Origin of the sequence: Pseudolabrys sp. Root1462, from assembly GCF_001426945.1 — a bacterium.
Lineage (GTDB): Bacteria > Pseudomonadota > Alphaproteobacteria > Rhizobiales > Xanthobacteraceae > Pseudolabrys.
Genome location: NZ_LMFS01000003.1, coordinates 788,954 through 809,852, shown reverse-complemented (window position 1 = coordinate 809,852; position 20,899 = coordinate 788,954). Strand labels below are relative to the sequence as shown.

Annotated in this window: 15 protein-coding genes and 1 tRNA gene; 6 read left to right on the top strand and 10 right to left on the bottom strand. The window is 63.8% G+C overall.

All coding sequences use genetic code 11. The features are described 5' to 3' along the window. The first annotated feature begins 89 nt into the window (after positions 1-89). Genes ASD45_RS20545 through treY form a run of 6 tightly spaced genes read left to right on the top strand, consistent with a single transcriptional unit; the run spans position 90 to position 14,080 of the window. Positions 90-2,066, top strand: coding sequence for an alpha-1,4-glucan--maltose-1-phosphate maltosyltransferase (locus ASD45_RS20545; RefSeq protein ID WP_056913498.1), 1,977 nt, complete (start codon positions 90-92; stop codon positions 2,064-2,066). A 7-nt stretch (positions 2,067-2,073) separates the two neighbouring features. Continuing rightward, positions 2,074-5,355: a maltose alpha-D-glucosyltransferase gene (gene treS / locus ASD45_RS20540; RefSeq protein WP_056913497.1), complete on the top strand. Its 3,282-nt coding sequence runs from the start codon at positions 2,074-2,076 to the stop codon at positions 5,353-5,355. Beyond that, complete coding sequence (glgB, locus tag ASD45_RS20535; protein WP_056913496.1) at positions 5,352-7,511, top strand: 1,4-alpha-glucan branching protein GlgB; 2,160 nt, start codon at positions 5,352-5,354, stop codon at positions 7,509-7,511. The genes treS and glgB overlap by 4 nt, the downstream gene beginning before the upstream one ends. 10 nt (positions 7,512-7,521) lie before the next feature. Beyond that, positions 7,522-9,582, top strand: a complete 2,061-nt coding sequence (gene glgX / locus ASD45_RS20530; protein ID WP_056913495.1) for a glycogen debranching protein GlgX — start codon at positions 7,522-7,524, stop codon at positions 9,580-9,582. Then, complete coding sequence (treZ, locus tag ASD45_RS20525) at positions 9,579-11,330, top strand: malto-oligosyltrehalose trehalohydrolase (RefSeq protein ID WP_056913494.1); 1,752 nt, start codon at positions 9,579-9,581, stop codon at positions 11,328-11,330. Before glgX ends, treZ begins: the two co-directional genes overlap by 4 nt. A gap of 5 nt (positions 11,331-11,335) precedes the next feature. Continuing rightward, the gene (gene treY / locus ASD45_RS20520) at positions 11,336-14,080 is read left to right on the top strand and encodes a malto-oligosyltrehalose synthase (RefSeq protein WP_056913645.1); all 2,745 of its coding nucleotides are present in this window, start codon (positions 11,336-11,338) and stop codon (positions 14,078-14,080) included. Between the two features lie 28 nt (positions 14,081-14,108). On the opposite strand, the gene ASD45_RS20515 is transcribed toward treY, so the two are convergent. From ASD45_RS20515 to ASD45_RS20470, 10 genes are all read right to left on the bottom strand, one after another. Then, a tRNA-Phe gene (locus tag ASD45_RS20515) sits at positions 14,109-14,184 on the bottom strand. 105 nt (positions 14,185-14,289) lie between these two features. Next, positions 14,290-14,877 carry a thiamine pyrophosphate-dependent enzyme gene (locus ASD45_RS20510; protein ID WP_056913493.1) on the bottom strand — a complete coding sequence of 196 codons (588 nt, stop codon included), beginning with the start codon at positions 14,875-14,877 and terminating at the stop codon, positions 14,290-14,292. Continuing rightward, positions 14,874-15,404 carry a thiamine pyrophosphate-binding protein gene (locus ASD45_RS20505; RefSeq protein WP_056913492.1) on the bottom strand — a complete coding sequence of 177 codons (531 nt, stop codon included), beginning with the start codon at positions 15,402-15,404 and terminating at the stop codon, positions 14,874-14,876. Before ASD45_RS20505 ends, ASD45_RS20510 begins: the two co-directional genes overlap by 4 nt. Then, a complete protein-coding gene (gene yacG, locus ASD45_RS20500; RefSeq protein WP_056913644.1) occupies positions 15,401-15,610 on the bottom strand; it encodes a DNA gyrase inhibitor YacG in 210 nt (69 codons plus the stop codon). The genes ASD45_RS20505 and yacG overlap by 4 nt, the downstream gene beginning before the upstream one ends. Positions 15,611-15,623: 13 nt before the next feature. Next, positions 15,624-17,132 (bottom strand): AMP-binding protein, encoded by a 1,509-nt coding sequence (locus ASD45_RS20495; RefSeq protein WP_056913491.1) that lies wholly within the window; start codon positions 17,130-17,132, stop codon positions 15,624-15,626. Positions 17,133-17,193: 61 nt separating this feature from the next. Continuing rightward, a complete protein-coding gene (locus ASD45_RS20490) occupies positions 17,194-17,823 on the bottom strand; it encodes a Maf-like protein (RefSeq protein WP_056913490.1) in 630 nt (209 codons plus the stop codon). Positions 17,824-17,961: 138 nt separating this feature from the next. Then, positions 17,962-18,429: an arsenate reductase ArsC gene (locus tag ASD45_RS20485; RefSeq protein ID WP_056913489.1), complete on the bottom strand. Its 468-nt coding sequence runs from the start codon at positions 18,427-18,429 to the stop codon at positions 17,962-17,964. Positions 18,430-18,433: 4 nt separating this feature from the next. Then, a complete protein-coding gene (locus ASD45_RS20480) occupies positions 18,434-18,931 on the bottom strand; it encodes a UPF0262 family protein (protein ID WP_082541070.1) in 498 nt (165 codons plus the stop codon). 1 nt (position 18,932) lies between these two features. Next, positions 18,933-20,234: a histidinol dehydrogenase gene (hisD, locus tag ASD45_RS20475; protein ID WP_056913488.1), complete on the bottom strand. Its 1,302-nt coding sequence runs from the start codon at positions 20,232-20,234 to the stop codon at positions 18,933-18,935. A 124-nt stretch (positions 20,235-20,358) separates the two neighbouring features. Further along, positions 20,359-20,814, bottom strand: coding sequence for a DUF2948 family protein (locus ASD45_RS20470; protein ID WP_056913487.1), 456 nt, complete (start codon positions 20,812-20,814; stop codon positions 20,359-20,361). Positions 20,815-20,899: the final 85 nt, after the last annotated feature.

Here is a 20,899-nt window from a genome sequence, read left to right as displayed (position 1 = left end):
CCAGCCTAGCGCCGGAACCTTAGGACAACTCAGCCGTTTTCCCCTTCGGTAAGGAAGCCCAATCAGCCAGCCAATCGGGAGCATTCGGGGTGCGAGCCGAGCGTTCATTTTCGAGCAAGACATTCGACAGTTCCTCTTCAGATCCGACGGGCCCCCGCTTCCGATTCGAGGACATTTTCCCGTGCGTGGACGGCGGACGGTACGCAGTAAAACGCGTGGCCGGCGAAACGGTCGACGTCTGGGCCGATATTTTTCGCGAAGGTCATGATGTCCTCGGCGCGGCGCTGTTGTGGCGGCGGCAGGACGCCAGCGACTGGCAGCGCGAAGACATGGTGCTGTTCGCCAACGACCGCTGGCATGGTCAATTCACGCCGCCGGAGCCGGGCTATTACATTTTCGAGATCGAGGCCTGGACGGACCAGTACGCGACGTGGCGTAAGGAATTTCTTGCCAAGCAGAAGGCCGGGCAGAATGTCGCATTGGAAGCGCGCGAGGGCCTCGAGCTGCTGCAGCAACTGATGCCGCCCGAAGACGGCCCGCGCGCCATCGTAGAAGCCGCGATTCACAAATTTACCCAGACGAGCGATCCCACAGACCTGCTCGACGAATGGCTGGCGACGGCGATGCGCCAGGGCGGCGCGCGGCCAGATCTCTGCCGCAGCAGCCCGGTGCCGCTGGTCGCCGATCGCGAACGGGCCCGTGCCGGCGCCTGGTACGAGATGGTGCCGCGCAGTCAGAGCTCGGTCCCTGGACAACACGGCACGTTTCAGGACTGCATCGCCCGCATCCCGGAGATCGCCGGCCTCGGATTCGACGTCCTTTATCTGACGCCGATTCATCCGGTTGGCCGCACCAACCGTAAGGGCAAGAACAACGCCGTAACGGCCGCACCGGGGGACGTCGGCAGCTTTTACGCCGTCGGCAACGAGAACGGCGGCCACGACGCGGTCGAACCGGCGCTCGGCACCCTCGAGGATTTCCGCGCGCTGGTGGCGGCCTGCCATCAGCACGGCATGGAAGTCGCCATGGATATCGCCGTCCAGTGTTCGCCGGATCATCCCTGGCTCAAGGAACATCCGCAGTGGTTCAAGCGGCGGCCCGACGGCAGCATCAAATATGCCGAGAACCCGCCGAAGAAATACGAGGACATCGTCAATCCCGATTTCGGTTCCGATGACAGCATCGGCCTGTGGATCGCGTTGCGCGACGTGCTGTTGTTCTGGGTCAAACAGGGCGTCCGCATTTTCCGCATCGATAATCCGCACACCAAGCCGTTGCCGTTCTGGGAATGGGCGATCCGCGAGGTGCAGACGCGCGACCCGGGGGTGATTTTCCTCGCTGAGGCTTTCACCCGGCCGAAAGTCATGAAGGCGCTGGCCAAGCTCGGCTTTACGCAGTCCTACACCTACTTCACCTGGCGCACGGGCAAGGACGAACTGCAGGAATATCTGACCGAACTCACGGGCTATCCGGAGCGCGACTATTATCGCCCCAACTTCTTCGTGACGACGCCGGACATCCTGCCGGTGCAGTTGCAGAGCGGCGACACCTGGTTGTTCAAGGCACGCGCCGCGCTGGCTGCGACGCTGTCGTCGAACTACGGCATCTATAACGGCTTCGAACTCGTCGAATATGAGCCGCTGCCCGGCCGCGAAGAGTACCTCAACTCGGAAAAATACGAGATCCGCACCCGCGACTGGAACAAGCGCGGCAACATCAAGGCCTATCTGCAGCGCATCAACATGATCCGCCGGGCCAATCCAGCGTTGCTGCAGACCGCCAATCTCCACTTCCTGCAAACCAACGACCCCAACGTGATCGGCTTCATCAAAGAGTCGGTCGACGGCACCAACGCCGTTGCGGTGGCCATTTCGCTGGCGAAGGAGCCGCGCGAGTTCTGGTTCCATTTCGGCGATACACAGATCGGTCCGCCCGATGCACGCCGTCCGGTTCGGGAAATCGAAAATCTTGTCACCGGTGAGCGGCACCTTCTCGAGTGGAATGGGTTGCGTACCAGGATCGACGCGAACAACGACCCCGCGGTGCTATTCCGCTGTCACGTGTGAAGGCGCCATGAACGTTCATTCTGCCATTAGCGAAGAAGTGCGGACCGGGAGCGAAGATGGCCTCTGGTATAAGGACGCCATCATCTACCAGCTGCACGTCAAGGCGTTCTTCGACAACAACGGCGACGGCGTTGGCGACTTCGCCGGCTTGACGGAAAAGCTCGACTATCTGCGCGACCTCGGCGTCACAGTGCTTTGGCTGCTGCCCTTCTATCCGAGCCCCGGCCGCGACGACGGCTACGACATCTCGGATTACGGCGACATCAACCCGCAATTCGGCACCATGAAAGACTTCCGCCGCTTCATGCAGGAAGCCAAGCGGCGCGACCTCAAGGTGGTGACGGAACTTGTCGTCAATCACACCTCCGACCAGCATGCCTGGTTCAAGCGCGCCAAGCGCAGCCCGAAGGGGTCGAGCGCGCGCGACTGGTATGTCTGGAGCGATACCGACCAGAAATATCAAGGTACGCGGATCATCTTCACCGACACCGAGAAGTCGAACTGGACGTGGGACCCTGAGGCCGGCGCCTTCTACTGGCACCGCTTCTTCTCGCACCAGCCGGACCTCAACTACGACAATCCACGCGTCGTGAGCGCCGTCATGCAGGTCATGAAGCGCTGGCTCGATACCGGCGTCGATGGATTCCGGCTCGACGCCGTGCCTTATCTCTGTGAGCGCGAAGGCACCAACAACGAAAACCTGCCTGAGACCCATGCCATCCTGAAGCGCATTCGCGCCGAGCTCGACGCCTACGCGCCCAATAAGGTGCTGCTGGCCGAGGCCAATCAATGGCCCGAGGATGTGCAGGAATATTTCGGCAATGGCGACGAATGCCATATGGCTTACCACTTCCCGCTGATGCCGCGCATTTACATGGCGATCGCGCAAGAAGACCGTTTCCCGGTCACCGACATCATGCGGCAGACGCCGGAAATTCCAGCCAACTGCCAGTGGGCAATGTTCCTGCGCAATCACGACGAACTGACGCTGGAAATGGTCACCGACGCCGAGCGCGACTATTTGTGGTCGACTTACGCGGTCGATCCGCGCGCGCGCATCAATGTCGGCATCCGCCGCCGCCTCGCGCCGCTGATGGATAACGACCGGCGCAAGATCGAACTGATGAACTCGATCCTGATGTCGATGCCGGGCACTCCGATCATCTACTACGGCGACGAAATCGGCATGGGCGACAACATCTTTCTCGGCGACCGCAACGGCGTCCGCACGCCGATGCAGTGGTCGCCGGACCGCAATGGCGGCTTTTCGCGTTCCGATCCGGCGCAACTCTACCTGCCCTGCATCATGGACCCGGTTTATGGCTTCTCGGCCGTCAACGTCGAGGCGCAAAGCCGCTCGGCATCATCGCTGTTGAACTGGACCAAGCGCCTGATCAGCGTGCGCAAATCGACCAAGGTGTTCGGCCGCGGCACGCTGACCTTTGTAAGACCGACCAACCGCAGCGTGCTCGCATATGTCCGCCAGCTCGACGACGAGGCGATTCTGTGCGTCGCCAACTTGTCGCGCTCGGCGCAAGCCGTGGAGCTGGACCTGTCGGCCTGGGAAGGCCGCATGCCTCAGGAGATGCTGGGTCGCGTCAACTTCCCGCGCATCGGCCAGTTGCCCTACCTGGTAACACTGCCGCCTTACGGCTTCTTCTGGTTCCAGCTCAACAAGGAGCCCGGCAGCGAACAGCCCCACGCATTGCCGCGCGATGTGCCGACTCTCGTCTTGGGTGCCGGATGGAGTTCACTTGCCGGCGGCTGGACGCGACGCACTTTCGAGACCGAAGCGCTCCCAGGCTTCATCACGCACCAGCGCTGGTTCGCCGACAAGGAAGCGCGCAATATTTCGACGACGATCAGCGCAGCCATTCCGCTCGAGCTCGGTGGTCACAACCACCTAGCGACGATCATTTCAGTGAATGGTTCGCACGGCACCACGCGATATTTCCTGCCGCTGGCGACCCGATGGACCCGTTACACCACCGTCGATCGCGGCCCCGGCACGATCCTCGCCGCGGTGCGCCGCGGACCGCGTGAAGGCACCCTGCTCGATGCCACGGGCGAGCCGGAATTCGTGCCGGCATTGCTGGAGGCCATGCATCGCGGAACGACGATCACTCATCAGGACCAGACTATCGAATTCCGCCCCACCGAAGCCTTTGCCCGGGCACCCTTGCCGAAATTCGAGTCGATCAAGCTGGTCGATCGCGAGCAATCGAACTCCAGCATCGTCGTCGACAATCGCTACGTCGTGAAACTACTGCGCCGGCTGAACGACGGGATCCATCCGGAAATCGAAATCGGGCGCTTCCTCACCGACAAGACCGGCTTCAAGAACGCGCCGGCCTTGCTCGGCTCGGCCGAACTGATCGAGGGCGATACGCGCAGCGCCCTCGTTGTCGCCAACGAATTCATCGAGAACCAGGGCGACGCCTGGTCGCTCACGCTGTCGTCGTTCGAACGCCTGATTGATCAACAGCGGCTCAATGCCGCCGAACCGATCAGCGAGACCGCGGACACCCTGGTTCTGACGCACCGCATGAGCCAGATCGGCCGCCGCACGGCTGAACTGCACCTTGCGCTCGCAAGCCATGACGACATCGCGGACTTCGCGCCCGAACCCATTTCATCGGACGATATGGCGCGATGGACCGAGGCCCTGCTGGCGCGGACCGATGCGCGACTCGAGCTGATCAAGTCCAGCACCTTGCTGGAACAGACCGCCGCGATGGGCAAGCTCTTGGTCGACAATCACGAGGCCATCCGCAGCTACATAGAAGCAAGCCGCGACATCCCGTTCGAAGGCATGAAAATCCGGCATCACGGCGATTTCCATCTCGGCCAGATCCTGATCGCCAAGGACGACGCCTTCATCCTCGATTTTGAGGGGGAACCGCGCCGTACGCTGGAGGAGCGCCGGCAGAAGGCGCCACCGGCGCGCGATGTCGCTGGCTTTATCCGCTCGATCGATTACGCCGTCAGCGCCGCGATCGATCAGGCGCCCGATCTCAGCGGCGAAGATCTGAGTGTGCTCACGCCATTGATGCGCGCCTGGGGCGACCGTCTCACCACCGCGTTCTGGGATTGCTATCGCGAGAACATCAAAGACTCGAACCTGTGGCCTGGCGACGCGGAACAGGCACGCCGCCTGCTCGACTGGTTCCTGCTCGACAAGGCCCTTTATGAAATCGAATACGAACTCAGCAATCGGCCGACATGGGCGCACATTCCAATGGAAGCGACTTTGCGCATCCTGTGGCAGCGCGGAGTGATAAAGCAATGAACGAGCACGTCCGCAACCTATCTCCCGACGCTCAGGCCATCCTCGAAGGCCGCCACGCCGACCCGTTCGCCTACCTCGGACCGCACGTCGAAAACGAGCGAACGGTGGTGCGCGCGTTCTTGCCCAACGCCGAGCGGGTCTCTGTGGTCAACGATGCCGGCGAGCAGCCGTTGGAGCGTCTCGACATGGCCGGCCTGTTCGCGGGCGTCGTGAACGATCCCGGCCGCTACCGGCTGCGGGCACGCTTTGGCGACAATGAGGTCGATCTGGAAGACCCCTATCGCTTCCCGCCGGTTCTGTCCGACTTCGATCTATTTCTGCTCGGCGAAGGCACTCAGCTTCGTCTCTATGACAAACTCGGCGCACATCCGATGACCGTGGACGGCGTCGAGGGCGTCGCGTTCGCCGTGCTTGCACCAAATGCGGCCCGCGTGAGCGTGGTCGGCGATTTCAATTTCTGGGATGGTCGCCGGCATCCGATGCGAGTGCGCGGCAACGGTTACTGGGAATTGTTCGTGCCCGGGGCCCGGCCCGGTAACAAATACAAGTTCGAGATTATCAGCCGGTCGGCTGGGCGGTTGCCGCTGAAGTCCGACCCCGTTGCGTTTGCCGCCGAAATTCGGCCTTCGACCGCCTCGATCGTTGTCGATGCCGAAAACCTGCCGCGACCCGCGCCGGCGCGCCATGGCATCAACGCGCTCGACCAGCCGATGTCGATCTATGAACTGCATCTCGGATCGTGGCGGCGCAGCGTCGAGCGCGACAATGGCTGGCTGACCTATCGCGAACTGGCCGAGCAACTGCCACAGTATGTGGCCGACATGGGCTTCACCCATGTTGAATTGCTGCCGGTGTCCGAGCATCCGTTCGACGGGTCATGGGGCTATCAACCGACCGGGATGTTCGCGCCGACCAGCCGCTTCGGGACGCCGGCCGATTTCATCGCGCTCGTCGATGCCCTCCACAAGGCCGGGCTCGGCGTCATTCTCGATTGGGTGCCCGGGCATTTCCCCGACGATCCACACGGGCTTGCCCGCTTCGACGGCACCGGCCTCTACGAACACGAGGATCCGCGCCAAGGCCGCCATCTCGACTGGGGCACCTTGATCTACAATTACGGCCGGGTCGAAGTGACCAACTTCCTGTTGTCTAACGCATTGTTCTGGCTCGACCGCTACGGCATCGATGGCCTGCGCGTCGATGCCGTCGCTTCGATGCTGTATCTCGACTACAGCCGGCCTTCGAACGCCTGGGTGCCGAACAAGCACGGCGGCCGCGAGAACATCGAAGCCATCGACTTCCTGCGCCGGACCAACACTGAGGTTTTCAAGGAATTCCCGAACGCGACCACGGCCGCCGAAGAGTCGACGGCCTGGCCGCAGGTGTCGCGTCCGGTCGACTGGGGCGGACTTGGCTTCGGCTACAAGTGGAACATGGGGTGGATGAACGACACCCTCGATTACATCTCGAAAGACCCGATCCACCGCCGGTTCCACCACGGCAAGATTTTGTTCGGACTGCACTACGCCTTTTCGGAAAACTTCATCCTGCCGCTGTCCCATGACGAAGTCGTGCATGGCAAGCTCTCGATACTTGGCCGCATGCCGGGCGACCGATGGCAGCGTTTCGCCAATCTGCGCGCCTACTACGCTTTCATGTTCGGCCATCCGGGCAAGAAGCTGATGTTCATGGGTTCGGAATTCGGCCAGGACACCGAATGGAACCACGACATCAGCCTGCCGTGGCACCTTACCGAGCAGCCCGAGCATGCCGGCATCCAGCGACTGGTACGCGATCTGAACCGGCTGTACCGCGACACGCCGGCGCTACATGCGCTCGACTATGATGCCGCCGGTTTCGAGTGGCTGGTGACCGACGACGCCGACAACTCGACTTTCGCCTGGTTGCGTAAGGGAAAGGGCGCGGCTGAACGTTGTGTAGTTGTTGTCAACTTCACGCCCCAGGTGCTGAACAACTACCGCGTTCGCGTTCCCTTCGCCGGGCGCTGGCGCGAAGTATTTAATTCCGACGCCGCGGTCTACGGCGGCAGCAATGTGGGGAACTCAGGCGTGGTGTCCACCGTTGCGATGCGTGACAGTCAGGAGCTCCACATTGTCGTCCCACCGCTTGCTGCCGTCTTTTTCATTCCTGAGTAACAACGGCAAAATGTCCGCCGGCGCACCGTATCCGCTCGGCGCGACCTGGGACGGCCGCGGCACCAATTTCGCTTTGTTCTCCGCGAATTCCACCAAGGTCACGCTTTGCCTGTTCGACCGGAGCGGCAAGCGCGAGACCGAGCGCATCGTGCTGCCGGAACGCACCGATGACGTGTGGCACGTCTACCTGCCGCAGGTGACGCCGGGCCAGCTCTACGGCTACCGCGTCGACGGTCCCTACGAGCCCAACGCCGGGCATCGTTTCAACGCCCACAAGCTGTTGATCGACCCCTACAGCAAACAGCTCGCCGGGCCGTTCTCCTGGACCGACGCGCATTTCGGTTATCGCACCGGCGCCAAGCAGCAGGACCTTGCCATCGACCGGCGCGACAATGCCCGCAACATGTACAAGTCGGTGGTTGTCGACGTGGCGCATACGTGGCGCGCTTCCGCACGGCCGCAGACGCGCTGGGAAGACACAGTTATCTATGAGGCGCACGTCAAGGGCCTGACGCAGCAGCACCCCGATGTGCCGCCGGAACTGCGCGGCACCTTTCGCGGCCTGTCGGCGCCGGGCATGATCGCCCACCTGCGCAAGATCGGCGTCACGGCGATCGAGCTCTTGCCGATTCACTCCTTCCTCGACGACCGCCATCTCTTGGACAAGGGCCTCAAGAACTACTGGGGCTACAACACGCTGAGCTTCTTCACGCCGGAGCCGCGCTACGCCAAGGGCGACGAGATTGCCGCGATGCGCGCCACGGTGGCGGCACTGCACGATGCCGGCATCGAGGTCATTCTCGATGTCGTCTACAATCACACCTGCGAAGGCAACCATATGGGGCCGACGCTGTGCTATCGCGGCATCGACAACGCCTCGTATTACTGGCTGATGCCGGACGAGCCGCGCTATTATGACGACTTCACCGGCACCGGCAATTCACTGAAGCTCGCGCATCCGCGCGTGCTGCAAATGGTGATGGACTCGCTGCGGCACTGGGTCGAGGCCTATCACGTCGATGGCTTCCGCTTCGATCTCGCCTCGACGCTCGGACGCGGCCCGGCGTTCGACCGCAACGGGCCATTCTTCGCCGCCGTGCGGCAGGACCCGGTCCTCGCCAACGTCAAGATGATCGCCGAACCGTGGGATATCGGCGCCGGCGGCTATCAGGTGGGCGGCTTCCCGAACGGCTGGTCGGAATGGAACGATGTCTATCGCAAGACCCTGCGACGCTTCTGGCGTGGCGACGGCGGCATTATCGGCGATCTGGCTCATGCGCTCACCGCCTCCGCGGCACAGTTTCAGCACGATGGCCGCGGCCCGCGCGCCAGCATCAACCACGTCACAGTGCATGACGGCTTCACCTTGGCTGATCTCTACAGCTACGAGCACAAACACAACGAAGCCAATGGCGAGGACAATCGCGACGGCTCCGACGACAATGTCAGCACCAATTGCGGCGTCGAAGGCCCGACCGACGATCCCGAGATTCTGAAGCGCCGGCGCCAGCTCCGGCGCAACCAGATTGCCTGTCTCTATCTCGCGCAGGGCATTCCCCTGCTGCTCGCCGGCGACGAGGTCGGTAACAGTCAGAACGGCAACAACAATGCCTATTGCCAGGATGACGAGATCGGTTGGACCGACTGGTCGAAACTGGGCAGCGACGACGACCTGAGCGAGTTCGTCCGCACCCTGTCCAAGCTGCGCGGCCGCTTCCCGCAGATCGCGGCCGATCACTGGCTTCAGGGCAAGCGCGAAGACGGCTCCTATGACATCAAGTGGCTGAGGCCATCCGGCGAGGAGATGTCGGAGGAAGACTGGCACTTCCCCGATGGGCGTTTCATTGCCTATGTGCTGGGAGCGCGCGACGACGCCAGCGAGCCGATGCTCGTCGTTATCAACGGCGCAGCGACCGACGTCGAATTCACCTTTCCGGAGTGGCCGGGCGCGCCCAAGTGGCAGAATCTGCTCGACACCGGCAACGGCGAGCCGCAGAGCGTGCTCGGCGACACCGGATCGCCCTGGACCAGCCAGCCATCGTCGATTCTCGTCTTCGCAGGCCGGCCATGACGGCGCCTGCGTTATTCGGGCCGCTGCGCACCAGCGAGGGCGTCACCTTTCGGCTATGGGCACCGGCAGCGCGCTCGGTCGATGTTCTCCTCGACAAGCCTGTTCCGATGACCCGGCGAGGCGACTGGTTTCTCGCCACGGTCCCGGGCGCCGAGGCGGGGACCCGTTACAGCTTCCGCATCGACGGCGAACTCGATATCCCGGACCCAGGCTCGCATTTTCAGCCCGACGATGTCGCGGGTCCGAGCGAAGTCATTGACCACGACTTCGCCTGGCAGACCGAATGGCGCGGGCGTCCGTGGGAAGACTGCGTGTTTCTCGAAGCCCATGTGGGGACCTTCACGCCGCAAGGCACCTACCGGGCCATCATCGACAAGCTCGATCACCTCGTCGCAACCGGCATCACGGCGCTCGAACTGATGCCGCTGTCCGACTTTCCCGGCCTCTGGAACTGGGGCTATGACGGCGTGCTGCCTTATGCGCCGGACTCCAGTTACGGCCGCCCGGAGGATCTCAAGGCTCTGATCGACGCCGCTCACGCGCGCGGTCTGATGGTGTTTCTCGACGTCGTCTACAATCACTTCGGCCCGGAAGGAAATTACCTCGGCCGCATCGCGCCCGCCACATTCTCCGATGCGCATACGCCCTGGGGCGGCGCCATTGATTATCGCGTGCCGGAAGTCCGCGCCTTCGCCGTCGAGAATGCTGTGCACTGGCTGAGTCATTATCGCTTTGACGGCCTTCGCCTCGATGCCGTGCACGCCATTGTCACGCCCGGCGAGCCGGAGTTGTTGACGGAACTCAGCCGGACGGTTGGCGAGCTTGCGCGCGAGACCGACCGCCACATCCATCTGGTGCTCGAGAACGACGACAACCGTGCGGCGCTGCTGGCGCCGGATGAGGATCCGCCGGCCGGCCGCTATCGCGCGCAGTGGAACGACGACTATCATCACGCTTGGCACGTGCTGCTGACCGGCGAAGCTCAGGGCTATTACAGCGACTATGGCGATGTCGTCGTCCATATCGAGCGTGTGCTGGCCGAGGGCTTCTCTTATCAAGGCACGCCGTCGCCGCATCGCGGCGGCAGCCAACGGGGCGAGCCGAGCACCGCGCTGCCGCGTTCGGCTTTTGTGAATTTCCTCCAGAACCACGACCAGATCGGCAATCGCCCGCTCGGCGAGCGACTGGCGACGCTGGCTTTGCCTGAAGCGGTGGAAGCCGCGCTGGCCGTGCTGCTGCTGCAACCCTCGCCGCCGCTGCTTTTCATGGGCGAGGAATGGGGTGCCACCGAGCCGTTCCCGTTTTTCTGCGACTTCAAAGGTGAACTCGCCGAAGCCGTCCGCCAGGGCCGCAAGCGCGAATTTGCCGAGGCCTATGCCCGTCACGGCGAGGAAATTCCGGACCCGCTGGCACGCGAGACCCGCGATCTTGCTGTGCTCGACTGGGGCGCGGCGGCCGAACCGGCGCACGCCCAACGACTGGCACTGACGCGCGACCTGCTGCGCGTGCGCCGCGAACGCATTGTGCCGCTCCTTCGAGCGATGACCGGAAAAGGAAGAGCCACTCTCGAGACCGGGCGCCTCTATGCCGAATGGCCGGCGGGCTCGGCTACCTTGATGCTGCTCGCCAATCTCAGTGACGCGCCGAAGCCGGCGCCGGTCCCCCTTCAATGGGGCGAGCCCATCTGGAACGGTGCACCGCCCGCGACACTGCCGCCCTGGACGGTGTATGCCGCGGTCGCGGGTTGATGCCGATGCCCCCCACCATTCCGCGCGCCACCTATCGTCTGCAGTTCACCAAGGATTTCACCTTCGATGACGCCGCCGCGCTTGCGCCTTACCTGAAGCAGCTCGGCATCTCGCATCTCTACGCGTCGCCGTTTCTCAAGGCCCGCCCTGGCAGTACGCATGGCTACGACATCATCGACCACGGTCAGCTCAATCCCGAACTCGGCGGCGAGGAGGCCTTCGCCCGCCTGAGCGATGCGCTCAAGAAGCACGACCTCGGTCTGATCCTCGATTTCGTTCCGAACCACATGGGCGTCGGTCACGCCGACAATGCCTGGTGGCTCGATGTATTGGAATGGGGCAAGGACTCGCCTTATGCGCAGGCCTTCGACATCGACTGGGACGCGGTGCCATTTCGCCATAACCCCGGCGTGCTGCTGCCGATCCTCGGCAAGCCTTACGGCGAGGCGCTGCAATCCGGCGAGATCGAACTCAAATACGACGCCGGGACCGGCAGCTTCGCCGCCTGGTATTATGCCAACAAGCTGCCGATCAATCCGCAGCGCTATAATGAAATCATCCGCACCGCCGTGATAGCCGCCGATGCCGCCCAGGATGCGGGTGGCAAGGAACTGCTCGCGCTCGCGGACCGGTCTCGCGACCTGAAGACGCCATCCTATCGTGAGGCCCCGGCGTTCAAGGAAGCATTGCGCTCGATCGCCGGCGGAGCCACGATCATCGAACGTGGCCTCGATGCCGCTTACCGGGGCGACGACGAAGCGGGCCGCGCGCAGTTGCATCGTCTGCTCGAGCGGCAGAATTACCGCATCGCCTATTGGCGTGTCGCCTTCGCCGCGGTGAACTATCGCCGCTTCTTCGACATCAATGAGCTGGCCGGCCTGCGCGTCGAACAGTCGATCGTGTTCCGAAGCATTCACGAACGCGTCGAACGACTGATCCGGGACGACCAGTTGCAGGGGCTGCGGCTCGATCACATCGACGGCCTGCGCGACCCCGCGCAATACACGAGGCGCCTGCAGCAACTGACCCGCAAGGCACGCCCCAAGAATTCCCGCGAGCCCTTCTACGTCATCGTCGAGAAGATTCTCGCCGAGGGCGAGCCGCTGCCGGCCTTGCCCGGAGTCGCTGGCACGACGGGCTACGAATGGCTTAACGTCATTTCGCATGTTCTGGCGGACGGCGCAGGCCTTGCCCCTCTCGAGGCGACCTGGCGCGCCTTTACCGGCGAACAGGCCTCGCCTGCCGACATGCTCGACGGCGCCAAGCGGCGCGTCATCGACACCATGCTGGCCAGCGAATTCACCGTGCTGTCGCGCGCTCTGGCGCGCATCGCCGCCGGACATTTTTCGACGCGGGACTATACGCTCAACCGGCTGCGCGAAGCGCTGCTGCTTTACGCGCTCGAATTCCCGCTCTACCGCACCTATGTCACGGCCGCCGGCGCCTCGGCGACGGACCGCATAACCATCGATCTCGTCATCGGGCGCGTCAGAAAGCGCTGGGCAGGCCCGGACCCCGACATCTTCGATTTTCTGCGCAAGGCGGTCACACTCGATCTCGCTCGTGACCCGAGCTACAGCGCGCCGCGCGTCCGCAATTTCGCGCTCAAGCTGCAGCAGTTCACCGGGCCGTTGATGGCCAAGGCGATGGAGGACACCGTCTTCTACCGCGATCACCGGCTGCTCGCCTTCAACGAAGTCGGCGGCCATCCGGACGCCCATGCCCTGACGATCGGTGATTTCCATGCGCTACAACGCCGCCGGCTCGACAAGGAATCCGGCAGCCTGACGGCGACCGCCACTCACGACACCAAGCGCGGCGAGGATGCGCGGGCGCGCATTCTGGCGCTGACGGAGATGGCCGGCGATTGGGACGCGGCTGTCCGCAAATGGGGCGAGCAAAATGCGGCGCTGATCGAGCGCCGAGGCAAATCGCGGCGACCGAGCGCAGCCCATGAATATATGATTTATCAGGCGCTCATCGGCGCCTGGCCCGGCACACCGGATGCCGAGTTTATCGAGCGCATGAAGGCCTATGTGATCAAGGCCGCGCGCGAGGGCAAACAGCAGACGAGCTGGACCACGCCTGACGAAGATTATGAGCGGCTGTTGACGGAATTTGTCGGCGCCGTGCTCGACCCGGCAAGCGCCGGCGACTTCCTCCAATCCTTTGCCGGCTTCGCGGAGCGCACGTCGGTGCTTGGCGCGCTCAACGGCTTGTCCCAGGTGGCGCTGAAGGCGCTGACGCCGGGCGTACCGGACTTCTATCAGGGCACCGAGTTCTGGGACTTATCTCTGGTGGATCCCGACAACCGCCGGCCGGTCGATTTTCAGAAACGCCGCGACGCGCTTTTACATCACGCCGACTGGGCGGCCCTGGCACGGGATTGGCGTACAGGCGAGATCAAGCTCGCACTGACAAAGGCCCTGCTCGACGTGCGATCGCGCTTTGCGGACCTGTTCCGCGAGGGTGACTATCAGCCGGTGCGCGTGTCCGGCGCGCATGCGCGGCATATCATCGCCTTCACCCGCAGCTTCAGACGGCAGCGCATTGTCATCGCGGTCGGCCGTCATTTCGGTCCGCTGACCGACGGCGGCTGGCGCTGGCCCGAGCGCATTGAAGCAAGTCTCGAGGTCGAACAAAGCGGCCGCTACCGCAACCTGCTATCGCCAGCGGATGCGGCAATCGATCAACTCGATCTGTCGGCGATGCTCACGGACATCCCGGTGGCCGTTCTGCTCGCGGAGTAGCGACTTTGGGAACCTAGCGGCAGGGAAATGGTGCCCAGGGGCGGGATCGAACCACCGACACTGCGATTTTCAATCGCATGCTCTACCAACTGAGCTACCTGGGCCCAAAGACAGACTGTTATCCGGCTGCTGGCCGCCGAACCCTGTCGAGCGCCGCGTTATAGAGGGCCGGCCCGCCCCTGTCCAGAACCCAGCCGAGCAAAATTCCCTCAGGCTTTCAGGCCGATAGCGGCCCGGAAGCGATTTTTCAGCACGATGCCGTCACGCTCCGGCAAGACGCGGGGCGCTTCGCCCGCGGCAATGGCGACCCTGGCAAAAAGAGGCCCCGCGCCGCTCAGGTCCTTCAGCCTGGAGGCCAGCCCGGCGAGCCCAGCCTCGTCGCGGACATCCAGCACCGCCGCAATGCCGCAACCCTCCGCGATCGCGACCAGATCGACGCCGCCGGTGCTGGTGTGACTCGGCTGCATGCCGGTCTCGCCATAGTGGCCGTTGTCGAACACCACGACCGCGAGATTGGCTGGCCGCTTGACGCCGATGGTGGCGAGCGAGCCCATGCCCATGAGCATCTCGCCATCGCCCGTTACGACCAGCACGCGCTTGTCGGGCTGCGCCAACGCCAGCCCAAGGCCGATCATCGCCGCTCCGCCCATGGCGCCCCAGAGATAGAAATTGCGATCGTTGTCGCCGGCGGCGGCGAGATCCCAGCAGGTCGAGCCGAGGCCGGGAACGACCAGCAGGTCGTCCTTTCGATCGGCCAGCAACGTCGCCATCGCGGCGCGGCGGTCCAGTGCGCTCATTTCACCCACACCTTCTTGCCGATGAGCTGCTGGGACAAGATCAACGCGGCGATGCGCTCGTCGCCGAATACGTGCTGCACCGCGCGCTCGGCGAGACCTTCGACCTCCTCCGGCCTTGTCGCGCGATAGACCTCGGCTTCGCTCAGCTTCATCACAGGCTCGACGATGGAACCCATCGGCTGCTGCCACGGATTGAACTCTTCCCACTCGCCGCGCATGGTGATCATCATCAGTAGCGGAAAGCGGCACGATCGCGCCAGCGACAGCATGTTGATGCAGTTGCCGACGCCGCTCGATTGCATCAGCAGCACAGCGCGCTGACCGCCCAGCCAGGCGCCGGCGGCGAGCGCGATGCCTTCTTCCTCCGTGGTCAGCACCACATCGTGGATATCGGGATCGGCGCGCACGCGGTCGATCAACCGCGCGTGCCCGGCATCCGGCACGTAGCCGACCTGGCGGATGCCGGCGCGTTTGAGCGTGGCGTAAAGCTGGTCGGGCCAGTCGATGGCGGCCGCGGGCGCGTTCATTCCGGTTGTTCCTCGATGCCATCGGTCGGCCGGGTGCCGTCCTCATCTTCTTCTTCCTTGACGGGCACGGCATAGACGCCGGTCAGCCAGCGGTTGAGATCGATGTCGGCGCAACGCTTGGAGCAGAACGGCTTGAAGGCGACATCGGCCGGCTTGCGGCAGATCGGGCAGCGCGCGGTCTGGGTCTTGCGGACGGTTTCGTTCATGAGCGCAATATAATCATTTCCGCCGCGCATCGAGAGTGCGCAGTTCGGTTTTCAGGATCTTGCCGTAATTGTTCTTCGGCAGGGCATCGACGAAAACGTAGTCCTTCGGCCGCTTGAACCGGGCGATATGGGAGAGGCAGAGGGCGTCGAGCTCGGAGGCAGGCGCGTCGCCCACCACATAGGCCACAACCGCCTCGCCCCATTCGGCGTCGGGCCGGCCGATTACGGAGACTTCGCGCACCGCGGCGTGGGTCAGCAGCACCTCCTCGACTTCGCGCGGGTAGATGTTCGAGCCGCCGGATATGATCAGGTCCTTGGAGCGGTCCTTCAGCGTCAGATAGCCCTCGGCATCGAAGGCGCCGACATCGCCGGTGTGCAGATAGCCGCCACCCAGCGCGGCCGCGGTCGCCGCCTCGTTGCGCCAGTAGCCGGCCATGACGACGTCGCCGCCGACCAGGATCTCGCCGGTCTCGCCGACCGGTAAGGCTTCGCCGTCGGCGCCGGCGACAATCACATCGACGCAGGCATAAGGCTTGCCGGCCGAGGCGAGGCGCTCGCGCCAGCGCGGATGATCGCGGTCGGCGATATCCTGCCTGGTCAGCGTGGTGATGGTCATCGGCGATTCGCCCTGGCCATAGATCTGCGCCAGCCGCGGACCAAAACGGTCGAGCGCCTTGAGGCAGTCCTCGACATACATCGGCGCGCCGCCCCAGACCAACGTGCGGATGTTGCCGACGTTGCAGGAGGTTTCGCTGTCCACCAGCCGCTTGATCATGGTCGGCGCGGCAAACATCGAAGTGTTCGGCCAACGATCGAACAGCGCGAAGATTTCGTCCGGCTCGAAGGCCCCCGACTCCGGCACCACCTGCACGCCGAGGCGCGCCACGTGCTGCATGATGTAAAGGCCAGAGCCGTGGCTCATCGGCGCGGCGTGCAGGATGGCGTCACCCGGTGACACGGGATCGACCTCCGCGCCATAGGCATAACTCGCAACGGCGACATTGCGATGAGTCAGCATCGCGCCTTTCGGCCGGCCCGTCGTGCCCGAGGTGTAGAACAGCCAGGCGAGATCGTCGCCGGTACGCGCCGCTATATCGATGACGTCGGCATCAAACAGCGCCTCGTATTCGGCGCTGCCGATCAAGATCAAACGCTCGATCGATGACGGCGCATGCGGCGCGATGTCGGCATCGAGGCCCTTCGAGGCGAAGCAGACGCGCGCGCCGGAATGTTCGAGAATGTAGCCGAGTTCCGCACCATGCAGCTTGGCGTTTGCGGGCACCGCGGCGCAGCCGGCGTGCCAGACGGCGTAAAGCATCGTCAGATAGTCAGGTGAATTCTTCGCGGCAATGGCGACACGGTCGCCGGGGTTGAGTTTCAATTTATCGCGCAGGGCACCCGCGAGTTTCGCCGCGCGCGTTGCCAGTTGGCCATAGGTCATCACGACGCGCGAGCCGAGCGCGGCGGCCGGCGTATGGGGATGGGAGAGACCGGAACGTGTGAGCCACGACGCCAGGTTCATTCGCTTCCCCCATGTCCGCACCCTCTGTCCGGGGCACGTCACATGTTGCGCGATACGCGCGTCAGGCGCTCACCGCGTTCAGCCAGCCGAAGCGGATCGGATAGCCTTCGCCGCCGAGCAGCGCCATCGTTTCATAAAGCGGCAGGCCGACCACGTTGGAATAGGAACCGACCATCTTGACGATGAAGGTGCCGGCAATGCCCTGCGCGGCATAGCCGCCAGCCTTGCCGCGCCATTCGCCGCACGCGAGGTATGATTCAATATCCTCCGACGACAAGCGCTTGAAGCGCACGCGGGTCTCGACCAGGCGCTGGCGGAACGCTTCGCGCGGCGTCACCAGACAGATCGACGTGTAGACGCGATGATTGCGGCCCGACAGCAGGCGCAGACATTGTTGCGCCTCGTCGAGCAACTCCGCCTTCGGCAGGATGCGGCGGCCGACCGCGACCACGGTGTCGGCAGCGAGAATGAAGGCACCACGCAATTCGTCGTCGAGCCGGATATTGTCGAGCGCGACCTGCGCCTTTTCCTTGGCCAGCCGGTTGGCATAGGCGCGCGGGATCTCGCCGCGCTTCGGCGTCTCGTCGACGTCGGAGGGCTTGAGCGCGTCGGGCTCGATGCCGGCCTGGTTGACCAAAGCAAGGCGCCGCGGCGAGCCGGAGGCGAGAACGAATTTCGGACGGCCGATCATGAGGTTAGCAATAATGCCTGGGGCTGGAATAAAGCTGCCGAATGGGGGCGGAAACTAGCGGATGGAGGGGGGGAGTGCAAACATCCGCTCTGTCACCCTGCGGCACCTGCCGAAGGCGGGCCTCGAAGGGCGACGGGTTTACTCATTCCCCTGCCCGCCTTTGCCGAAACGTTTGCGGATCTGCGCCAGCAACTGATCGCGGACGCCGCGATAGGCCTCGAGCTTCTGCTCGCGCGAGCCTTCGATGCCTGTCGGATCGACGGTTGGCCAGTATTCGACATCGACGGCCACCGCACGCGTGAGATCCAGCGCCTTGTGATGCGCCGGCGGCGACAACGTGACGATCAGATCGAAGTTGAGCCCCTCGAGATCTTCCAGTTCTTCGAAATCGATCGGCTTGTGACGCGAGATGTCGATGCCGAGCTCTTCCATCACCGACACGGCGAAGGGATCGAGGTCGCCCTTCTGCACGCCGGCCGACTGCACATAGACCGACTTGCCGAACAGCTGCTTGAACAGGCCCTCGGCCATCGGCGAGCGAACGGCGTTATAACCGCACGCGAACAACACTGCCTGCGGCCGCGAGGGGCGGTCGGAGGGGGGCAACGCCTCACCCTTTCCAGTGCAGGACGCAGATCAGCGTGAACAGGCGACGCGCGGTGTCCATGTCCAGCGCCACCTTGTCCTTGAGCCGCTCCATCAGGATGCGCGAACCTTCGTTGTGAATGCCGCGCCGGCCCATGTCGATCGCCTCGATTTTGTCGGGCGTCGCGGTGCGGATGGCCTGATAGTAGCTGTCGCAGATCATGTAGTAGTCCTTCACGATCCGGCGCAAAGGCGACAGCGAGAACAGGTGCGCCATCACCGGCGTGCCATCTTCGAGACGAATGTCGAAGACCAGCCGGTTGTCGTTGATGCTGAGATTCAGCATGTACGGCCCGCCGTCATGTTCGACCGGCTTGAAATGATTCTGTTCCAGCAGATCGTAGATCGCGATCGCGCGCTCATGCTCGACATCGGGATTCGAGCGGCCGATCGAGGCCTCGTCCAGCGTGACGCCGACAAGGCGTTGCTTCATTGCGGCCGGCGTCGGCTTTTTCTCGCTCATCTCACGGTTCCGGCAAATTCAATCGGATGGCGACCGATCGGGAATGCGCGTCGAGCCCTTCCGCCTTGCCCAGCGCAATCGCCGCAGGGCCTAGCGCGCGCAACTGCTCAGGGCCGCATTTCAGCAGCGACGTACGCTTCATGAAGTCGAGCACGCCGAGCCCCGACGAGAAGCGGGCCGAGCGCGCCGTCGGCAGTACGTGATTGGAGCCGGCGACGTAGTCGCCGATGGCCTCGGGCGTGTGCGCGCCGATGAAGATGGCGCCGGCGTTGCGGATGCGCGCGACGAAACGCTCGGGATCTTCGATTGCAAGTTCGAGATGCTCGGGCGCCAGGCGATCCGTGAGCGCAATGGCGTCGTCGAGCTTGCCGACGAGAATGATGGCGCCGAAGTCGCGCCACGAGGCGGTAGCAATCTCGGTCCGCGGCAGAGCGAGAAGTTGCCCGGTGACCGATCGCTCCACATCGTCGGCCAGTTCTTCATCGTCGGTGATGAGAATCGACTGGGCGCTGACATCGTGCTCGGCCTGCGCCAGCAGGTCGGCGGCGATCCAGTCCGGATTGCCGGTGTTATCGGCGATAATCAGCACTTCCGAAGGCCCGGCAATCATGTCGATGCCGACCTGACCGAACACGACGCGTTTCGCCGCGGCGACATAAGCATTGCCGGGACCGACGATCTTCGCCACCGGGGCGATGGTCTCGGTACCGTAAGCCAAAGCCGCCACCGCCTGCGCGCCGCCGATGCGGTAGACCTCATCGACGCCGGCGAGCTTCGCCGCCGCCAGCACCAGTGGCGCGAGTTTGCCGTCGGGCGAGGGAACCACCATCACCAGCCGCGGACAGCCGGCGACCTTGGCGGGAATCGCATTCATGAGAACCGATGACGGATAGGCGGCCGTGCCGCCTGGGACATAGAGCCCGGCGGCCTCGATGGCCGTCCAGCGCGTACCGAGTTCGACACCGAGCGCGTCGGTGAAGCGATCGTCCTTCGGCTTCTGGCGGAGGTGATAGGCCTCGATGCGGTCACGGGCGAGCTTCAGCGCATCGAGCGCTATCTTGTCGCAAGCTTCGACGGCGGCATCGATCTCGGCCGGCGTCACCCGCAAGCCGACCTTGCCGAGATCGACGCGGTCATACCTGGCGGTCAGTTCGATCAACGCCTTGTCGCCGCGCGCCTGGACGTCGGCGATGATGGCCCGTACCGCCTGCTCGACATCGGCCGCGGCCTCGCGTTTCACACCGAGAAAGGCGCGAAAACGCTGGTCGAAATCGGGGCTGCGGGCGTCCAGACGGATGGGCATGGGCTGACTTGGCTAGAGCTTAGAAGGCTTCGGCGGGCAGGCCCGCCCGGGTTATGGCCATGGTCAATGGCGTGCGGGCCCTGATCCGTCAACCGGGGCCCTATCATCCCGGATGGTCCACTGCTCAGTCCTTGGCCTCGACCGCGTGCACCGGACGGCCGGTGCAGGTCCAAACCGGGCCGAGATCGGCCAGTTCGACCTCCAGGCACTCGACTTCGAGCCGCATGGCGGCTTCGCCGGAAAAGATCAGGTTGACGACGCCAGACGGCGCGTCGGTCGGCGTAAATTCCACCGCCAACAGGTTGAGCACAGCGTCCTTAGCGGCCGGATCGACGCCGCGGCACTTGAAAGACTGCACGCGCTCGAAACGCAGGGCGGCGCGGCGGCGGCAGTTCTGCGGCTTCTCGGCAATCGCCTGTTCCCAGTCGAAGCGGTTGAGCCCGAGTACCAAGCGGTTGGCCTTCGGCTGCCAGATGACGTCGGCGACCTTGACGGCCGCGTCCTGCAGATGGGTCGAGACGACCTCGAGGTCCTCTTCGTCGAGGACGGCGAATTTCAAAGGTTCAGCTACGCGATCCATGGAAGTCGCTCCCGGTTGCCTTGAAGCTAGGCAGAGCCGGCGCGGGCCGCAAGATGAGACGGCCCGCAAAGCCCGTCATCGGTAA

What these genes read in the sequence shown, in the direction of transcription:
- treS (WP_056913497.1), top strand. Translation starts at nt 2,074, where the DNA reads ATGAACGTTCATTCTGCCATTAGCGAAGAAGTGCGGACCGGGAGCGAA.
- glgB (WP_056913496.1), top strand. Translation starts at nt 5,352, where the DNA reads ATGAACGAGCACGTCCGCAACCTATCTCCCGACGCTCAGGCCATCCTC.
- glgX (WP_056913495.1), top strand. Translation starts at nt 7,522, where the DNA reads ATGTCCGCCGGCGCACCGTATCCGCTCGGCGCGACCTGGGACGGCCGC.
- treZ (WP_056913494.1), top strand. Translation starts at nt 9,579, where the DNA reads ATGACGGCGCCTGCGTTATTCGGGCCGCTGCGCACCAGCGAGGGCGTC.
- treY (WP_056913645.1), top strand. Translation starts at nt 11,336, where the DNA reads ATGCCCCCCACCATTCCGCGCGCCACCTATCGTCTGCAGTTCACCAAG.
- ASD45_RS20510 (WP_056913493.1), bottom strand. Translation starts at nt 14,877, where the DNA reads ATGAGCGCACTGGACCGCCGCGCCGCGATGGCGACGTTGCTGGCCGAT.
- ASD45_RS20505 (WP_056913492.1), bottom strand. Translation starts at nt 15,404, where the DNA reads ATGAACGCGCCCGCGGCCGCCATCGACTGGCCCGACCAGCTTTACGCC.
- yacG (WP_056913644.1), bottom strand. Translation starts at nt 15,610, where the DNA reads ATGAACGAAACCGTCCGCAAGACCCAGACCGCGCGCTGCCCGATCTGC.
- ASD45_RS20495 (WP_056913491.1), bottom strand. Translation starts at nt 17,132, where the DNA reads ATGAACCTGGCGTCGTGGCTCACACGTTCCGGTCTCTCCCATCCCCAT.
- ASD45_RS20490 (WP_056913490.1), bottom strand. Translation starts at nt 17,823, where the DNA reads ATGATCGGCCGTCCGAAATTCGTTCTCGCCTCCGGCTCGCCGCGGCGC.
- ASD45_RS20480 (WP_082541070.1), bottom strand. Translation starts at nt 18,931, where the DNA reads ATGAGCGAGAAAAAGCCGACGCCGGCCGCAATGAAGCAACGCCTTGTC.
- hisD (WP_056913488.1), bottom strand. Translation starts at nt 20,234, where the DNA reads ATGCCCATCCGTCTGGACGCCCGCAGCCCCGATTTCGACCAGCGTTTT.
- ASD45_RS20470 (WP_056913487.1), bottom strand. Translation starts at nt 20,814, where the DNA reads ATGGATCGCGTAGCTGAACCTTTGAAATTCGCCGTCCTCGACGAAGAG.